We start from the raw sequence: 14,779 nt of genomic DNA on the forward strand, positions 1-14,779 counted from the left end.
CTGCGACCGGTGCCGACGTGGGCCGGGCGGATCGCGATACTGCGGGCACGTTGCGTCCGCACCCATCCCGGTCGATCGATCAGACAAGAAAGGAGAACTGTCATGAGCGCACCGGTCATTCGCGGCGTCAACCACATCGGCATCACGGTGCCCGACATCGAAGCCGCAAAAAAGTTCTTCGTGGAGGCTTTCGGCGCCCAGGTGATCTATCAGTCCTTCGGGCCGCAGGATCCGCCGAGGCAGGGGCCCGAATTCGAGCGGGCCGTCGGTGCTCACCCGGGAACGGTCGTGCGCGCGCAGGCGATGGTCAAGATCGGAACCGGGCCCGACTTCGAGCTGTTCGAGATGCACGGCCCCCAACAAGCCGAGCCGGTCCGGCCGAGCGACTTCGGCATCACGCACTTCGGCCTCTACACCGACGACATCGACGCGTCGGTCGAGCGCTTGAGAAGGGCCGGGGGCACCCCCCTCACGGAGCCTCGCGCCATCCCCTACACAACCGAACAGGGTCCGGGGAACAAGGTCTGCTACTGCCGCACGCCCTGGGGCACGACGATGGAATTCATCACCACGCCGGACCGGATGCCGTATCACGACCAGACGGATCTGCGTAGGTGGCAGGACGAGGACTGAGCGGGGCGCGAAAGGATCCGCGTCACCGGCCGCGGGCGTGATCTCGATGGCTCGCCTGATCTCCGGCGGTGGGTGCGACAGCGACGTCATGCGGCCTCGTTCTTCAGCGCGGGTCCGAGGAGCAGTCCGCCGTCGACGACGTGCTCGGCGCCGGTGATGAACGCGGCGTCGGGCGAGGCGAGGAACAGCAGCGTTGCGGTGATGTCGGCGGGTTGCCCGAGCCGGGGGACGGCGAACGGCTCTGGGGTGTAGAAGTCGGCGATCGGCGCGTCGGCCCCGGCTGCTGGTTCGGTGATGAACTTGGTGGCGACGACACCGGGGTGGATGGTGTTGACACGGATGTTGTCGCGGCCCAGTTCGAGGGCGGCGGTCTGGGTGAGCCCGCGGATGGCCCACTTGCTGGCGACGTAGGGCGCGTAGAAGGCGGTGCCTCCGGTGCCCATGACGGAGGCGATGTTGACGATCACCCCGCCGCCCGCTCGTCGCAGCGCTGGTGTGGCGGTCTTGATGCCGAGGAACGTGCCGGTGAGGTTGATGTCGAGGATGCGCGCCCACGTGGTCTGATCGGTGGACTCGATCAGGGCCGGCGGGTTCTGCACTCCGGCGTTGTTGACCAGGATGGTGAGCGCGCCGAACGTCTCCTCGGTCGCCGCGACGGCGTCGGCCCACGACTTCTCGTCGGAGACGTCGAGGCGTACCGAAAGTGCTCTGTCGCCCAGTTCGGCGGCGAGGGCGGCACCGCGCTCGGCGTCGATGCCGGCGATGACGACGTTGGCGCCCTCGGCGTGGAAGGCGCGGACGTGGCTGGTGCCCTGCCCACCCGCGCCGCCGGTGACGAGAACTGTTTGAGCGGTGAAGCGGGACACGCGGTCCTCCGTGAGGGGCAGATGGTGAGTCGGTCGACTCACCATGGCGACGGTACGTCGCCGCGAGTGGTGAGTCAACCCACTCACCTCGCTATGATGGCCGCATGACGACCTATCACCAGCGGGTGGCTCAGCAGAAGCGCGCGCTGATCGTGCGGGCCGCCACGCAGCTGTTCCTCGAATTGGGCTACGACCGGGCGTCGCTGGCGCGCATCGCCGAGGAAGCCGGGGTGTCGAAGGCGACGCTGTTCAAGCAGTTCCCGACGAAGGCGGCCCTGTTCGATGCCATCGTCATCGACTCCTGGGCCGGTGGTGATGACGCCGAGGTGCCGTCACCGGGCGACCTGGCAGCCGGCCTGACGGCGCTCGGGCGGCACTATGCGGCGCTGTTGGGCCGACCGGGGATGGCGGATCTGTTCCGCATCGTCATCGCCGAGCTGCCCCGCTTCCCGGAGTTGGCCAAGGCGCACTTCGCGGAGGGCAAGCTGCCGTACTTCGAGACGGTTCGGGCCTACCTCGTGGCCGAGCGCGACGCGGGGACGGCGGACATCGCGGACCCGCAGATGGCCGCGACGCAGTTCCTCGGGATGATCTCCAACTACCTGTTCTGGCCGAGCCTGCTGGTCCCGGGATGGACGGTGACCCCCGAGCGCGCGATCGCGGTGGTGGACGACGCCGTCCGCACCATGGTCGCGCGGTACGGCCGGCAGGCAAACCGATAGCAGGTGTACCAGGCAGCGGGGCGTCGAGAATCTCCGCGGTGACGTCGGGTGGGCCGCTGGGCGTCCTTCCGTCGACTGTGGAATCCACCGGCTTATGGGATCCCGAACCGCGAGCGGGGCGGGGTTTCCGGGAACGTGAGATTCGGGCATGTATTCCGGCACTGCTGGAGGGGAGAGACGGCAATGCTGGTGACCGGTTATCTCGGCGCGGTGCTCATCGGCGCCCTCGTCGGCCTGCTCGGGCGACTCATCCTGCCGGGGAGGCAACGGATCGGCGTCTTCGCCACGTTCGTCCTCGGCGTCGGCTCGGCGGTGCTGGGCACCGTGGTCGCCCGGGCGCTCCATGTCGACGACGACGCCGGTGTGAAGGTGTGGGTGCTGCGCTGGGACTGGATCGTGCTCGCGATCCAGGTCGGCCTCGCGATCATCGCCGTGGCACTGGCGAACATGCTGACCTTCACCCGGCTTGCCGGTGGTGACGAAACCCCTCGTCGGCGGGCTCGTCGCAGCAAGGCCAAGAGCTGACGAGCCGACCCCGCTCGGTCGACCGTCAGCCGGGCCCTACGCCGGCCGGCGTGTCGCTGACGGCGAAAGCCACCAGCGACAGCGGCACGAAGACCCAAGATCTTACGATTACCGGCTGCGGGTGATCGACTTATGCTCGACGTAGCCGGTCAGGCCGACCTTGCCGTACTCGCGGCCGAGACCGCTGGCCTTGTAGCCACCGAAGGGTCCGTCGAAGCTGATCGGCGAGCCGTTCAGCGTGACGGTGCCCGTACGCAGCCGGCGGGCGACGGCCAGGGCGCGGGCAACGTCCGCGGACCAGATTCCGCCGGACAGGCCGTACTCGGAGTCGTTGGCGATCCGCACGGCGTCGTCATCGTCGTCGTAGGCGATGACGACCAGGACCGGGCCGAAAATCTCCTCCTGCGCGATGCGCATGCCGTTGTCGACGTCGGCGAACACGGTCGGGGTGACGTAGTTGCCCTTCTCCAGGCCGGCGGGGATCTGCGGGCCGCCGGTCACCAGACGCGCGCCGTCCTCGATGCCGATGGTGATGTAGTCGATGACACGCTGCTGCTGGTCGCGGCGGATCATCGGGCCGATGAAGGTGTCGGATGCGGCGGGGTCGCCGACCTTCAGCGACTCGACCATGTCTTTCACGGCGGTGACAACCTCCTCGTAACGGCTGCGTGGAGCCAGGATGCGGGTCTGCAGGATGCACGCCTCGCCGTTGTTGCCCAGCGAGCCGAACCGCAGTCCCTGCATCGCGGCGGCCAGGTCCGCGTCGTCCAGGATCAGTGCGGCGGACTTGCCGCCCAGTTCCAGACCGACTCGCTTGAGTTGCTGCCCGGCGATCGCCGCGATCCGCCGGCCGGCGCGGGTCGAGCCGGTGAAGGAGATCTTGTCGACGTCGGCGTGCGAGACGAGGTGCTCGCTGGTCTCCCGGTCCGCCGGGAGCACACTGAGGACGCCTTCGGGCAGCCCGGCCTCGTGCCAGAGGTCCGCCAGCAGCATCATGCTCAGCGAGTTCTCCGGGGAGACCTTGAGCACGACGGTGTTGCCCGCCAGCAGAGCCGGGATCAGCTTCGCGGTGGCGGCGGAGAACGGGGAGTTCCACGGGATGACCGCGGCGACCACACCGATCGCCTCGCGCCGGACGATGGTGTCGAAGGCCACCGAAGGGTCGGACGGCGCGACGATCTCCTCCCAGCCGAACTCCTCGGCTGCCTGGAGGTAGGCGTTGGTCTGACGGGTCAGGAAGGGTTGACCGATCTTGGTGAACCAGCCTGCCGAGCCGTTCTCCCTGGAGATCGCCGCGGCGATCTCGTCCGCCCGCGCGGTACGCAGCGCGTCGTAACGACGCACGACGTCTTGGCGCTCCTTCGGCGAGGTGCGCGGCCACGGACCGTGGTCGAACGCCTCACGCGCGGCGGCGACAGCCTTGTCGATGTCGGCTGGTGCGGCCTGCGCCACGCGGCCGAGCACCGACTGGTCGTGCGGGGACAGGATGTCGAGCATCAACTCCGGCGCGCTGGGAGTCACCCAGGAACCACCGATGTAGAGCTTGTCGCGCACAGTCATGTTTGATTCCTTGAGATGAGAAGGGGTGGAGGTATGCGGGCGGGGTGGATGTCGGCGCGCCGCCGGGCGGACCATCCGCGCGACGGACTCGGCGAAATCGCCGAGTCCGTCGCGGTCGGTGGAGACGCTGAGTTCGCGCCATGCCGCGTCTTCCGCGGCTCGCGCCGTCGTGAACTGCGGGGCGAGTGTCGGTCAGGCGGTGGGGTAATCCGTGGACCGGCTCACCTCGGCCCACGAGTTGGCTTCCGCTATACGGCCTTCCTCTGAGCTGATCGCGATCCCTAGTGCGTCGCTGCCGAGCAGCAGTCGGCGCGGAGGCTCCGCGGCGTCCACGGTGTCGACGATGGCGCGGGCCATGCGGTCCGGGTCGCCGGGCTCGTTCCCGGCATACTGTGCGAATCGATCCAGCCACGCGCCAACCGTCTGCTCGTAGTCAGGCGTGATGGGACCGGAGGGTTCGGCGGCCCCGGTGGCCCAGCCGGTGCGGATACCACCCGGCTCGACGATGGTGACCTTGATGCCCAAGGGGGCCACTTCGTTGGCGAGGACCTCGGAGAAGCCCTCTACAGCAAACTTCGCCGTCTGGTAGGCACCCAGACCGGGGGTGCCGCCTGCGCGGCCGCCGATCGAGGAGATCTGCACGATATGCCCGGATCGCTGCCCGTGCATCACGGGTAGGACCGCCCTCGTCACATTGACCACGCCGTACAGGTTCGCCTCGACCTGCGCGCGGAATTCCTCCTCGGGGAAGTCCTCGATCGAGCCGCTGGTGGCGTAGCCCGCGTTGTTGACCACCACGTCGATGGAGCCGAACCGCTGCACCGCCGCGGCGACCACCTCTCGGGCCTGCGCCGGGGAGGTGACGTCGAGCGCGACGGCCGCGAGACGCTCGGGGTGCTCTGCCACCAGGGAAGCCAGCGCTTCCGGCTTGCGGGAAGTCGCCACTACTCGGTCGCCGGCCTCCAGCGCTGCGAGCACCAGTGCCTTGCCCAGGCCCTGCGAGCCACCGGTGATCAGCCAAGTCCTTGTCATCGTACGGAGCCTCTCGCTTGTCATTCCTCGCCACCCGAAGCGGGCGGCAACGCAACCGTAGAGTTACGGTCGCTAAATGCAACAAGACTGAGGCGGAAAAATTCTGTTCCGCTACTCACACGCAGAGGTTTGCCGGGTAGCTGAAACAGTCGAGTATGATCACAGCACCATGAGAGCCGATGCCGCCCGTAATCTGGATGCCGTCCTCCGCGCCGGAGCTCGACTTCTGGCCGAGGACCCCGGCACCTCCATGTCAGCCGTCGCCGCTGCCGCCGGAGTGGACCGCACCACCGTGCACCGCCGCTTCGCGAACCGCGAAGCCCTGCTCAGTGCCGTCTTCGAGGCCAAGCTCGACTCCGCCGAGAAGGTCCTCGACGAGGCCCGCCTGACCGAGGCCCCCGTGCCCGTCGCCCTGCACCGCTACGTGGAGGGAATCGTCCCCGTCAGCCGCGAATGGCCTCTCGACACTCGCCGCATGATGCAGAACGACCCTGCCGCCAGCATCCGCCGTCAGGAGCAGAGCGCCCGAGTCGACGCCTTCATCCGCCGATCGCGAGACGAGGGATACCTCCGCGGTGACGTGGACATGACCTGGGCGCGAACGGTCCTCGACCAACTCGTCGACGCCGCCGCCCACCAGTTCCCCACCCTGACGCCACCGCAAGCCGCCGACCTCGTCGTAGCCACCTTCATGAACGGCCTCGGCGCGGCCTGACGGTCGGAGCGATCACCACCCGCCTGGCACGGCTGGCGACTGCCGGGCAGCCTCCGCTCCCGGCTGACTGAGCACTCCCAACCCCGCCGGTCAGGCTGGCGGCGAGGGGAGTGCCGTCCAATACGATGCGGGGATGGGCAGATTCCTCGCGCTGTTCCACGGCGCGGCTGACGAGGCCGGCAAGGCCGACCTCACCGAACCGCAGCAGACCGAGTTCATCAACGCCTGGGCGTCGTGGGCGCAGGCCAACGAGAAGGCCATCATCGACCCGGGTGCTCCGCTGAACGCGAAGAAGCTGGTCACCGCGCAGGGTGTCGAGGACGTCACCGACTCTCTGACCGGCTACACCATCGTCGAGGCGGGTTCGCACGACGAGGCGGTGCAGATCTTCTCCGGGCACCCGCACCTGGGGCTGTTCGCCGGAAACTCGATCGCGGTCCTGGAGTGCCCGCCCCCGCCCAGCTGACACTCGCAATGGCGGCGACTTCATCGACGCGTCGCGGATCACTCGAAGAACTTGAGGCTGAACCCGGTGTCGGTGGTCGGGCCGGGCACGTTGGCGCGGCGGTAGGTGGTGTTGCCCCACCAGCAGAAGGTGCCGGTGTACCAGTACCGGTTCGCCCAGGAGTATGCGGTGCCCTTGGGTACGGCGTGGAACATCAACGGGAACCTCGGCCCGGCGGGCGGGCTCGTGGCGATGTCGCCGTTGAGCAGCACGAAGCTGTGGTGGCCGGGCCCGTTGACGTGCAGTGTGGGATCCCAGCCGGCCATCATGGTGGCCCGGTTCGACCCGAACAGGCAGCCGTTCGACTTGTACCAGTCCCACACGTAGGTCGGGTCGCCGCCGGCGCGCAGTCGCAGGTCGGCCAGGCAGTACTGGTCACTCCAGCTGCCGTTGGCGGAGTAGACGATGTGGAGCTGCCCGTTGGGATCCTTGATCGCCTCGGGGGACTCGTTGATGTACGGGTTTCCGACGACACGCTCCCAGCTCTCCCGTGGTTGGGAGATGACGTACCGGCTGCCGGTCGGGGTGAGCGGGTCGCTCATGCGGCTGAGGTAAAGGTTCTGTTCGACGTTGGTGTCGCCGGCCCAGCCCGACCAGACGAACCACCGCTGCCCGTTGAAGGTGAACAGGCTGCCGTCGATCGCCCACTTGCCGTCGGGCAGCGCGAGCTGCCGCTCGGCCGTGTAGCCGCTGGCCGGCGACGCCGAGTGGATCACGTACATGCGGTGGGCGGCGCCGCGCCCGGCCGTGAAGTAGATGTAGTAACGGCCGCCGTCGGTGACGATCTCCGGGGCCCAGACCTCACCGAGGTCGTGGGTGTCCGTCCACACCTGACGTGCGGGTGCGGCGGCCAGCGCGTCCGGTGACGACGCCTGCCGTACGGCGATCCCACCGTTGAGCGACTGGACGGAGAGGTAGGTGGCACCGACGCGGATCACGCTCGGGTCGGCAGCCCGCAGGCCGGTCTGCCCGGCGATCGCCGGTCCGGCGCCGACCCCGGACAGGCCGGTGGCGAGTACGGCGGTCAGCAGGGCACAGAGGATTCGTGGGAGGGTTCGGTTACCGACGTTCACGATCGGGGCCCTTTCCTCGGTCGGCATCGACATCTGTAGATTAGCTTCAGGGGGGCGGATCGGCATGAAGTTCCTTCTCACGTCGGGGGGCATCAGCAACCCGAGCATCTCCGCCGCCCTCGTCGACCTGCTGGGCAAGCCGATCGCCGAGTCCACGGCCCTGTTCATCCCCACCGCCGTCTACCCCTTCCCCGGTGGGGCCGAGAGGGCGTGGAAGGCGGTTCACGGCCGCGCCGACATCCCGCTGTGTCAGCTGGGTTGGAAGTCCCTGGGGTTGTTGGAGCTCACCGCGCTGCCGACCATCCGGGAGGAGAACTGGGTGCCGGCGGTCCGGCAGGCCGACGCCCTCCTCGTCTGGGGCGGCGACGTGCTCTACCTGACCTACTGGATGCGCCGGTCGGGCCTGGCCGACCTCCTGCCGTCGCTGAGCGACACGGTCTACGTGGGGGTCAGCGCCGGGAGCATCGCGGTCACCCCGTACAACTGCGACGCCGAGTTCGATCTCGGGTTCGTCCCGGACGGCAGCGACATGGCGAAGGACGCCGACCGGGCGCTGGGGCTGGTGGACTTCACGCTCTACCCCCACCTCGACCATCCGGAGATGGAGGACACCGACCTGCCGACCATCCAGAAGTGGGCGTCCGAAATCCCCGTCCCGACGTATGCCATCGACGACGACACCGCCATCACGGTGGCCGATGGCAGTGTCCACGTCGTCTCCGAAGGCGACTGGAGACTGATCAACCCCTGACCGGGGCGCGCCGCACCGGCCCGGCACGCCGACTCAGTCGAGCACCGACTCGCCGCCCGGGTAGGCGAACGAGGCGCGTGGTGAGTAGAAACCCCAGACGACGGTCAGCGGGTCGGCCGGGCGCAGCGCGTACACGGGGTGGTCGGGTTCGAGGAAGTCCACCGACTCGACGGCGAACGGGTCGACCGGCTCCGCCACGAACGGGTAGTTGCCGCTGTGCAGCCTGCCGTCCAGCCGGGTGAGGTAGCGCAACTGGCCCTGGTTGACGGCGTCACCGGTGCGCCCGACGCGGGCGGTCGTCCGGATCACGGGTACGCCGTCCGCCTCGGTGGTGGCGATCAGCCGCTGTCCGCGTACCTCGATGGTGGTCTTGCCCGGGGTCGCCGGGACGCCGCGGGCGGTGGCGTAGGCCCGGACGACCGGGCTTGAGTTGAAGTAATGGGTCCACCAACGACCGGGCGTCACGCCGTCGGGGGCGTCGACCCCGAAGAGATCCGGTCCGATGTACGTCAGGGAGTACGCGCCGAAGCCGGAGGTCTGCCCGGCGTCGTCGACGACGTACTGGTTCATGAAGACCTGGCGGTTCGGCGCCGGGGTGAGCCCGTCGGGCACCAGGGCGGCCACCGCGTCGGCGTCGGCCGGAAGCCAACCGAAGTAGATCATCCTGCTGTTCACGACGAGCTGCGGAGCGACGAGTTCGGTCACGAGGGGTCCTCCCGCCGGGCATCGATACGTAGCCGCGACGCTACGGAGTGGCCCGACACCCGGACAACGACGGATTGCCGACATGCGACCGCCCGGCGGGGACGCGGCGGAGGGACCACCCGTCCGAGTGGTCCCTCCGCTGGTGTGCCGGTGCGTGGCTAGACTTCAGATCGGCAGTTCACCTGTGTCTGCTGCGGCGGGCGCAGCCTCGGGAGGGTGTTCCCGCACCCTTCCGAGGGGCCGTCCCGTCGGACGGCGCCTACTCGCAGAAGACCCGCACTGTGGCATCGGGGGAGTCCACCTCCACCGTCACGTCGTCGAGGTGCTCCACGAGCGCCTCCAACTGCTCGGGCTTGAGCTGCGTCAGGTCGATCGGCACACCCGAGTCACTGAGTGAGGCGTTGGCCTTGACCAGGGCCTGCGGCGGGACCAGCGCCGCCAGCCGGACGCCGGCCCGCAGCAGTTGCAGTGGCACCCGCACGTTGACCCGTGACGGCTCGCCGTTGTCGGTGGCGTCCACCACCACCCGCAGGTACTTCACCTTGGCCTTCGGCCGGGCGTCGTGACCTGCCACCGCCGGTGCCTGGTCCCGTTCGAGGGCGGCGATGAGCTGCTCCGCCTCCTCCGCGGTGACCTTCCCGGCGGCGAGCATGTCGAGGATGTCCTTGCGTTGTTCGGTCATACGAACCTCTCCTATCGGATGGCCACGAGCACGGCCAGGCGGCCCTGCTCGATGTCGAAGCGGGCGCCGGGCAGCGCGGAGACGACGCGCCAACCGGCACCGAGCGCCCGCACCACAGGGATGCGGAACACCAGGCAGGCCACGATCGCCGCGAGGACGACCAGGACCACGACCGGCAGGAGTACGAGCGCCACGGGGAGCACCGGAACCCAGAAGCGGACGGGCCGGTGGTCCGGGCGGTCGACCTTGACGGTCACCAACTGCGGCATCACGATCGGCCGTCCAGCTCGGCCAACGCCTGCTGGGCGGTGATCTCACCGCGGCGTAACCGGTCGATGATGTCGGACCGCGACGGCGCCGGATCGGTCTCGACGAAGTCGAGCATCTGGGTGATCCGGTTGAGTCGTGACTTGATCGTCGGGTAGCTCACCCCGAAGATGCGTTCCATCTCCTTGATCGACCCGTGGCAGCGCACGAACGCCGTCACGAAGACCTGGTCCTCGACGTTGAGCTGAGCCAGTTGCGGTAGCTCGAACTCGCCCTCGATCGCCACGCCGTTGCTCGCCAGGCGCACCCGCTCGACGACGAACGGCCGGCCCCGCGTCAGGCTGGTCAGTTCCTGCCAGTCCATCGCCTGCTCTGTCATAACTAAAGTTGTATCTTAATAATCTTTATATTCCAAGAGTCAGACCTTAACTTTGCTGAGACTGCACTCGTGGTCCGTCCGGGGATGATCCACTTGGGTTCACGGGAACCGGGTGTCCCGGCTCGTCGGACACCCCGGGTTCACGGGACCCGAGTCGATCTCGCCGGCCGGGAGTTAACCGCAGGGACGTGCGCGTCGGACTCAGGGGCGCGGCAGGATGCCCACGAGCGACGTGACGATCGCGATGCGCAGGGCGGCCCGCAGGTCGATGTGGAAGACCGCGAGCGCTGGTTCGGACTCGTAGACGGCGAGCAGGCTGGGTGGCGGCGTGTCGTAGGCGGACAACGAGCCGCTGAGGAGTAGGACCTGGAGGCAGAACAGCTCGGCCTGGTCGCCGACCTCGGGCAGGTGCCGCCGGACGAGGTCGGCCATCGCCGCGAGGTTGGCGATCGCGGCCCGTTTGTGGCGGCGGGCCACCTCGACCGAGACGTTGTGTTCCAGCACCCCGCCCTGCGCACCGAAGAGATCACAGAGCACCGTCTGGGCGGAGAGCGACAGGCTGAGCACGTCGGCGATCTGCTCCGCCCGCTCCAGGGCGGACCGGCTCGGGTCGACACCCTGGGCCAGCTCCCGCCCCAGTCCGGTCAGCCAGGTCGTCGTCCGGTCGTTCAGAAGGTCGAGCAGTATCGCCTCACGGGACTCGAAATAGCGCAGCACCGCCGTCTTGGCCAGGCCGACCCGCCGGCTCAGCTCGTTGAGGGTCACCTCGGCCACCGGCATCTCGTCGAGCATCGCCGAGGTCGTCTCCAGGATCGCCTGCCGCCGGACCGCACGCTGCTCCTCGCTGCGCGCCCGCTGGAACGTCATGACACCAACCCTAGCTTAGGTACCGGCGGTCTCTTGACAACGTACCGCCGGTACATTAGCGTTTCGGGCATAAGTTACCGCCGGTACATAGGGAGTGCGAGATGAAGTGGACCGAGCAGCAGGTTCCGCGCCAGGACGGCCGGGTGGCCGTGATCACCGGCGCCAACACCGGGCTGGGCTTCGAGACCGCCCGCGCGCTCGCCGAGCGCGGAGCGTCGGTGGTGCTGGCCGTACGCGACACCGCGAAGGGCAAGGTGGCCGCCGCCCGGATCGGCGGTGACGTCTCCGTACAGGAGCTGGATCTGACCTCGCTGGACTCGGTGCGCGCCGCCGCGGCCGGCCTGCGTGCCTCCCACCCGCGGATCGACCTGCTGATCAACAACGCCGGCGTGATGTACACCCCGAGGCAGACCACCCGCGACGGCTTCGAGATGCAGTTCGGCACCAACCACCTGGGCCACTTCGCGCTCACCGGCCTGCTGCTCGACCTGCTGCTGCCGGTGCCCGGCTCGCGCGTGGTCACCGTCAGCAGCGCCGGCCACCGCATCCGCGCCGCGATCCACTTCGACGACCTGCAGTGGCAGCGCTCCTACAGCCGGGTCGCCGCCTACGGTCAGTCCAAGCTCGCCAACCTGATGTTCACCTACGAGTTGCAGCGCCGGCTCACCGCCCACGGCACCACCGTCGCGGTGGCCGCACACCCCGGCGTCTCCAGCACCGAGTTGGGCCGCAACACCCCGGCGGTCGTCCGCCGACCGGTCACCCTGCTCGCCTCGGTGATCGCCCAGCCCGCGACGGCAGGCGCGCTGCCCACCCTGCGGGCCGCCACCGACCCGTCCGTCCTCGGCGGGCAGTACTACGGCCCCGACGGCCTGGGTGAGGTGCGCGGCCACCCGAAGTTGGTCACGTCCAGCCCTGAGTCCTACGACCTGACCGTGCAGCAGCGCCTTTGGGCGGTCTCCGAGGAGCTCACCGGCGTCCGGTTCCCGGTGGGCCGGGCAGCCGCCGCGGCGTGACGGTGTCGACGGCGGGCAGGTCGACCGGGCCGACCTGCACCGCCCGCGCCCTTCGGTGATGAGTTTTCCGGCCCGCGCCCGTCACACCTACGACAGGACATGACGAGGCGGAAGGATGACGTGATGAGTACCGACGTGAGGGACCTCGCCGAGGTCGACGAGCCGGAGTTCACCGGGCTGGCGCAGCGGCACCGACGGGAACTGCACGTGCACTGCTACCGGATGCTCGGGTCGTTCGAAGACGCCGAGGACACCGTGCAGGAGACGTTCCTACGGGCCTGGCGGCGGCGGGAGACCTTCGAGGGCCGCTCGACGTTTCGGGCCTGGCTGTACCGGATCGCCACCAACGCCTGCCTCGACCTGCTCGCCAAGTGCCGCCCGGAGCCCGCGACCGGCGGCGAGGTGCGCTGGTTGCAGCCCTACCCGGACCGGCTGCTCGACGAACTGCCGGCGGGCGACGCCGACGAACCGGAGGCCGTCGCCGTCGCCCGGGAGACGATCGAGCTGGCGTACGTGGTCGCCGTCCAGCACCTCGCACCGCGCCCACGGGCCGCGCTGATCCTGCGCGACGTGCTCGGCTGGCCGGCGAAGGACGTCGCGGAACTGCTCGGCGACTCCGTCAACTCGGTGAACAGCGCGCTGCAACGCGCCCGCGCCGGCATGCGGGAGCACCTGCCCGCCGAACGGCAGGACTGGACCGGCGGCGACGAGAACGCCGAGACCCTTGAACTGGTACGCCGCTTCACCGAAGCCAGCGTCGCCACCGACATCGGCCGACTCACCACGATGCTGCGCGACGACGTGCGCTGCTCGATGCCGCCCACCCCGGGCCTGCACGTCGGGCGCGACGCGGTGGTGAACGACTGGATCGAGGACGGCTTCGACCGCATGACCGGCCTACGCGGCGTCCCCACCGCCGTCAACCGGCAGCCCGCCGTCGCCTTCTACCACTGGCGGGAGCCGGAGAACGCGTACCTGCCGCTGACGATCGACGTCCTGCGCATCACCGGCGGGGCGATCACCGAGATCGTCACCTTCCATGCCGACCGGTTCCCGAGGCTCGGGCTGCCCGAGCGGCTGCCGGCGCAGCGTCCGCCCGCTACCGAACCTACGGAGCACTGACATGACCAGCGCGAACGCCGCCCCGGCATCCACTCGGACCAACCGCCGGCTCCTCGGGCTCGCCGGCACCGGCCTCATCGTCACCCTCGCCGCGATCGTGGTCACCACAGCCGCCGCCGCGCTCGCCTAGGCCGTCGGCGTCGACTTCGAGGTCCCCGACGGCGGGGAGAAGATCCCGCTGGGCGGGTTCGCCGTGGTGACCGGCTTCTTCACGATCGTCGGCGTCGTCATCGCCGTCGCCCTGCTGCGGTGGAGCGCCCGCCCCGCCGAGCGGTTCCTCTGGACAGCGGTGTCGCTGACCGCGATCTCGCTCGTCCCGCCCCTGCTCGCCGGGGCGAACACCGCCACCACCGTCGCCCTTCTCGGCCTGCACCTCGTACCGGCGGCGGTCGTGATCCCCACCCTGACGCGCAGCCTCCGCGTTCGGGCCGGTTGACCCAGGCTGCGTTCGGGTGGGTCGACGCGGGCTGCGTTCGGGCCGGTCGACTCGGGCTGCGTTCGGGCCGGTCGACTCGGGCTGCCGCCGGGGCGGGACGCGGGGGCCGCGGTTGCCGCGCCGTTGAGCGATCGGGGCCTGGGGTCGCCGGGCCGCCCCTCGGTCCGGCCCGGACGACCAGGGTGGCGGTCCGCTGTCGCATACTCGGTATGCTCTGCGAGCATGCGACCTGGTGATCGGACGGTGGCACTCGCCTCCGTGGTGGGCGGCTTCCTGCTCGGCGTCCTCGACTTCTGCTGGATCAAGTGGCTGCCGTTCCCCATCGCCGAACTCGGCAACTCCACCGCCACCTGGGCGGTCGCCGCGTTCTTCTTCGGATACTGGGTGCGGTCCGGGTGGCTTCGCGCCGCGCTCGGCGCCACCGTCCTGCTCGTCGTCGCGGTACCCAGCTACTACCTCGCGGCCGCGATCCTGCAAGGCGACGACCTCGCGGTGCTCTGGGCGCCGTCGTCGCTGATCTGGATGTTCTTCGGCGTGCTCGCCGGGGTGGTGTTCGGCACCGCGGGGACGTGGGCGCGCGGCTCGGGCTGGCGGCAGGTCGTCGGCGCGGCGCTGCCCGCAGCCGTGTTCTTCGAGGAGGCGGCCCGGTTCGTCGGCAAGGCGAACGATCCCGACTACTCCTCACTCGCGTGGTGGAACGTCGCCATCGACGTGGCGCTGGGCCTGCTGATCGTCGTGCTGACCGGCGAGTCACACCGTCGGCGGGCACTCGTCGTCGCGGTGGCCGTACCCCTGGCCGCCGCGATCCTGGTGAGCTTCGCGCTGGTCGGCGGAGCCCTCTCCTGACCGCCTCGCGCCTCGCGCCCAAGATCCGCGCAATATCCGGGATGTTGCTGCCTCGGGCGGGCGGGAGACACCAACAT

The 14,779-nt window shown here is 69.3% G+C and carries 19 protein-coding genes and 1 pseudogene; 11 read left to right on the forward strand and 9 right to left on the reverse strand.

The features are described from left to right. Positions 1-102: 102 nt before the first annotated feature. The gene (locus O7616_RS19520; protein WP_282303324.1) at positions 103-633 is read left to right on the forward strand and encodes a VOC family protein; all 531 of its coding nucleotides are present in this window, start codon (positions 103-105) and stop codon (positions 631-633) included. A gap of 86 nt (positions 634-719) precedes the next feature. Here O7616_RS19520 and O7616_RS19525 read toward each other — a convergent pair whose 3' ends face one another. Further along, positions 720-1,499 (reverse strand): glucose 1-dehydrogenase, encoded by a 780-nt coding sequence (locus O7616_RS19525; RefSeq protein ID WP_282303325.1) that lies wholly within the window; start codon positions 1,497-1,499, stop codon positions 720-722. Positions 1,500-1,603: 104 nt separating this feature from the next. On the opposite strand from O7616_RS19525, the gene O7616_RS19530 reads away from it, so the two are divergent. Together O7616_RS19530 and O7616_RS19535 are read left to right on the forward strand one after the other, a co-directional pair. Continuing rightward, positions 1,604-2,221, forward strand: coding sequence for a TetR/AcrR family transcriptional regulator (locus tag O7616_RS19530; protein ID WP_282303326.1), 618 nt, complete (start codon positions 1,604-1,606; stop codon positions 2,219-2,221). Between the two features lie 183 nt (positions 2,222-2,404). Further along, positions 2,405-2,746 carry a GlsB/YeaQ/YmgE family stress response membrane protein gene (locus O7616_RS19535; RefSeq protein ID WP_282303327.1) on the forward strand — a complete coding sequence of 114 codons (342 nt, stop codon included), beginning with the start codon at positions 2,405-2,407 and terminating at the stop codon, positions 2,744-2,746. Positions 2,747-2,854: 108 nt separating this feature from the next. Here O7616_RS19535 and O7616_RS19540 read toward each other — a convergent pair whose 3' ends face one another. Both O7616_RS19540 and O7616_RS19545 read right to left on the reverse strand, forming a co-directional pair. Then, the gene (locus tag O7616_RS19540) at positions 2,855-4,306 is read right to left on the reverse strand and encodes an aldehyde dehydrogenase (protein ID WP_282303328.1); all 1,452 of its coding nucleotides are present in this window, start codon (positions 4,304-4,306) and stop codon (positions 2,855-2,857) included. Between the two features lie 192 nt (positions 4,307-4,498). Further along, entirely contained in the window at positions 4,499-5,338 is an 840-nt protein-coding gene (locus tag O7616_RS19545; protein WP_282303329.1) for an oxidoreductase, read from the reverse strand. Between the two features lie 169 nt (positions 5,339-5,507). Between O7616_RS19545 and O7616_RS19550 the strand changes: the two genes are divergently transcribed. Beyond that, a complete protein-coding gene (locus O7616_RS19550; RefSeq protein ID WP_282303330.1) occupies positions 5,508-6,053 on the forward strand; it encodes a TetR/AcrR family transcriptional regulator in 546 nt (181 codons plus the stop codon). Between the two features lie 133 nt (positions 6,054-6,186). Beyond that, a complete protein-coding gene (locus tag O7616_RS19555; protein ID WP_282303331.1) occupies positions 6,187-6,519 on the forward strand; it encodes a hypothetical protein in 333 nt (110 codons plus the stop codon). Between the two features lie 38 nt (positions 6,520-6,557). On the opposite strand, the gene O7616_RS19560 is transcribed toward O7616_RS19555, so the two are convergent. Beyond that, on the reverse strand, positions 6,558-7,631 hold the full coding sequence (locus O7616_RS19560; protein ID WP_282303332.1) for a glycoside hydrolase family 43 protein: 1,074 nt from the start codon (positions 7,629-7,631) through the stop codon (positions 6,558-6,560). Positions 7,632-7,695: 64 nt separating this feature from the next. Between O7616_RS19560 and O7616_RS19565 the strand changes: the two genes are divergently transcribed. Then, on the forward strand, positions 7,696-8,382 hold the full coding sequence (locus O7616_RS19565) for a Type 1 glutamine amidotransferase-like domain-containing protein (protein ID WP_282303334.1): 687 nt from the start codon (positions 7,696-7,698) through the stop codon (positions 8,380-8,382). A gap of 33 nt (positions 8,383-8,415) precedes the next feature. Here O7616_RS19565 and O7616_RS19570 read toward each other — a convergent pair whose 3' ends face one another. The 5 genes from O7616_RS19570 to O7616_RS19590 form a co-directional block, all read right to left on the reverse strand. Then, positions 8,416-9,087: a hypothetical protein gene (locus O7616_RS19570; RefSeq protein WP_282303335.1), complete on the reverse strand. Its 672-nt coding sequence runs from the start codon at positions 9,085-9,087 to the stop codon at positions 8,416-8,418. A gap of 259 nt (positions 9,088-9,346) precedes the next feature. After that, complete coding sequence (locus tag O7616_RS19575) at positions 9,347-9,769, reverse strand: hypothetical protein (RefSeq protein ID WP_282303336.1); 423 nt, start codon at positions 9,767-9,769, stop codon at positions 9,347-9,349. 11 nt (positions 9,770-9,780) lie between these two features. Then, positions 9,781-10,038 carry a hypothetical protein gene (locus O7616_RS19580; protein ID WP_282303337.1) on the reverse strand — a complete coding sequence of 86 codons (258 nt, stop codon included), beginning with the start codon at positions 10,036-10,038 and terminating at the stop codon, positions 9,781-9,783. Next, positions 10,038-10,415, reverse strand: a complete 378-nt coding sequence (locus O7616_RS19585) for a DUF2089 domain-containing protein (protein WP_282303338.1) — start codon at positions 10,413-10,415, stop codon at positions 10,038-10,040. Before O7616_RS19585 ends, O7616_RS19580 begins: the two co-directional genes overlap by 1 nt. A gap of 201 nt (positions 10,416-10,616) precedes the next feature. After that, entirely contained in the window at positions 10,617-11,282 is a 666-nt protein-coding gene (locus O7616_RS19590; protein WP_282303339.1) for a TetR family transcriptional regulator, read from the reverse strand. 101 nt (positions 11,283-11,383) lie between these two features. Here O7616_RS19590 and O7616_RS19595 point away from each other — a divergent pair, with 101 nt between their 5' ends. From O7616_RS19595 to O7616_RS19615, 5 genes and pseudogenes are all read left to right on the forward strand, one after another. Then, the gene (locus tag O7616_RS19595; protein ID WP_282303341.1) at positions 11,384-12,298 is read left to right on the forward strand and encodes an SDR family NAD(P)-dependent oxidoreductase; all 915 of its coding nucleotides are present in this window, start codon (positions 11,384-11,386) and stop codon (positions 12,296-12,298) included. A gap of 123 nt (positions 12,299-12,421) precedes the next feature. Further along, a complete protein-coding gene (locus O7616_RS19600) occupies positions 12,422-13,420 on the forward strand; it encodes an RNA polymerase subunit sigma-70 (protein ID WP_282303342.1) in 999 nt (332 codons plus the stop codon). A gap of 1 nt (position 13,421) precedes the next feature. Next, a complete protein-coding gene (locus tag O7616_RS19605; protein WP_282303343.1) occupies positions 13,422-13,550 on the forward strand; it encodes a hypothetical protein in 129 nt (42 codons plus the stop codon). A 12-nt stretch (positions 13,551-13,562) separates the two neighbouring features. After that, a pseudogene (locus tag O7616_RS19610) lies at positions 13,563-13,856 on the forward strand (DUF6069 family protein); the annotation flags it as partial. 222 nt (positions 13,857-14,078) lie between these two features. Further along, complete coding sequence (locus O7616_RS19615; protein ID WP_282303344.1) at positions 14,079-14,702, forward strand: DUF6518 family protein; 624 nt, start codon at positions 14,079-14,081, stop codon at positions 14,700-14,702. Positions 14,703-14,779 lie beyond the last annotated feature (77 nt).

The organism is Micromonospora sp. WMMD964, from assembly GCF_029581455.1.
Classification (GTDB): Bacteria; Actinomycetota; Actinomycetes; order Mycobacteriales; family Micromonosporaceae; genus Micromonospora.

What these genes read in the sequence shown, in the direction of transcription:
- O7616_RS19520 (WP_282303324.1), top strand. Translation starts at nt 103, where the DNA reads ATGAGCGCACCGGTCATTCGCGGCGTCAACCACATCGGCATCACGGTG.
- O7616_RS19530 (WP_282303326.1), top strand. Translation starts at nt 1,604, where the DNA reads ATGACGACCTATCACCAGCGGGTGGCTCAGCAGAAGCGCGCGCTGATC.
- O7616_RS19535 (WP_282303327.1), top strand. Translation starts at nt 2,405, where the DNA reads ATGCTGGTGACCGGTTATCTCGGCGCGGTGCTCATCGGCGCCCTCGTC.
- O7616_RS19540 (WP_282303328.1), bottom strand. Translation starts at nt 4,306, where the DNA reads ATGACTGTGCGCGACAAGCTCTACATCGGTGGTTCCTGGGTGACTCCC.
- O7616_RS19545 (WP_282303329.1), bottom strand. Translation starts at nt 5,338, where the DNA reads ATGACAAGGACTTGGCTGATCACCGGTGGCTCGCAGGGCCTGGGCAAG.
- O7616_RS19550 (WP_282303330.1), top strand. Translation starts at nt 5,508, where the DNA reads ATGAGAGCCGATGCCGCCCGTAATCTGGATGCCGTCCTCCGCGCCGGA.
- O7616_RS19555 (WP_282303331.1), top strand. Translation starts at nt 6,187, where the DNA reads ATGGGCAGATTCCTCGCGCTGTTCCACGGCGCGGCTGACGAGGCCGGC.
- O7616_RS19565 (WP_282303334.1), top strand. Translation starts at nt 7,696, where the DNA reads ATGAAGTTCCTTCTCACGTCGGGGGGCATCAGCAACCCGAGCATCTCC.
- O7616_RS19575 (WP_282303336.1), bottom strand. Translation starts at nt 9,769, where the DNA reads ATGACCGAACAACGCAAGGACATCCTCGACATGCTCGCCGCCGGGAAG.
- O7616_RS19580 (WP_282303337.1), bottom strand. Translation starts at nt 10,038, where the DNA reads ATGCCGCAGTTGGTGACCGTCAAGGTCGACCGCCCGGACCACCGGCCC.
- O7616_RS19585 (WP_282303338.1), bottom strand. Translation starts at nt 10,415, where the DNA reads ATGACAGAGCAGGCGATGGACTGGCAGGAACTGACCAGCCTGACGCGG.
- O7616_RS19590 (WP_282303339.1), bottom strand. Translation starts at nt 11,282, where the DNA reads ATGACGTTCCAGCGGGCGCGCAGCGAGGAGCAGCGTGCGGTCCGGCGG.
- O7616_RS19595 (WP_282303341.1), top strand. Translation starts at nt 11,384, where the DNA reads ATGAAGTGGACCGAGCAGCAGGTTCCGCGCCAGGACGGCCGGGTGGCC.
- O7616_RS19600 (WP_282303342.1), top strand. Translation starts at nt 12,422, where the DNA reads ATGAGTACCGACGTGAGGGACCTCGCCGAGGTCGACGAGCCGGAGTTC.
- O7616_RS19605 (WP_282303343.1), top strand. Translation starts at nt 13,422, where the DNA reads ATGACCAGCGCGAACGCCGCCCCGGCATCCACTCGGACCAACCGCCGG.
- O7616_RS19615 (WP_282303344.1), top strand. Translation starts at nt 14,079, where the DNA reads ATGCGACCTGGTGATCGGACGGTGGCACTCGCCTCCGTGGTGGGCGGC.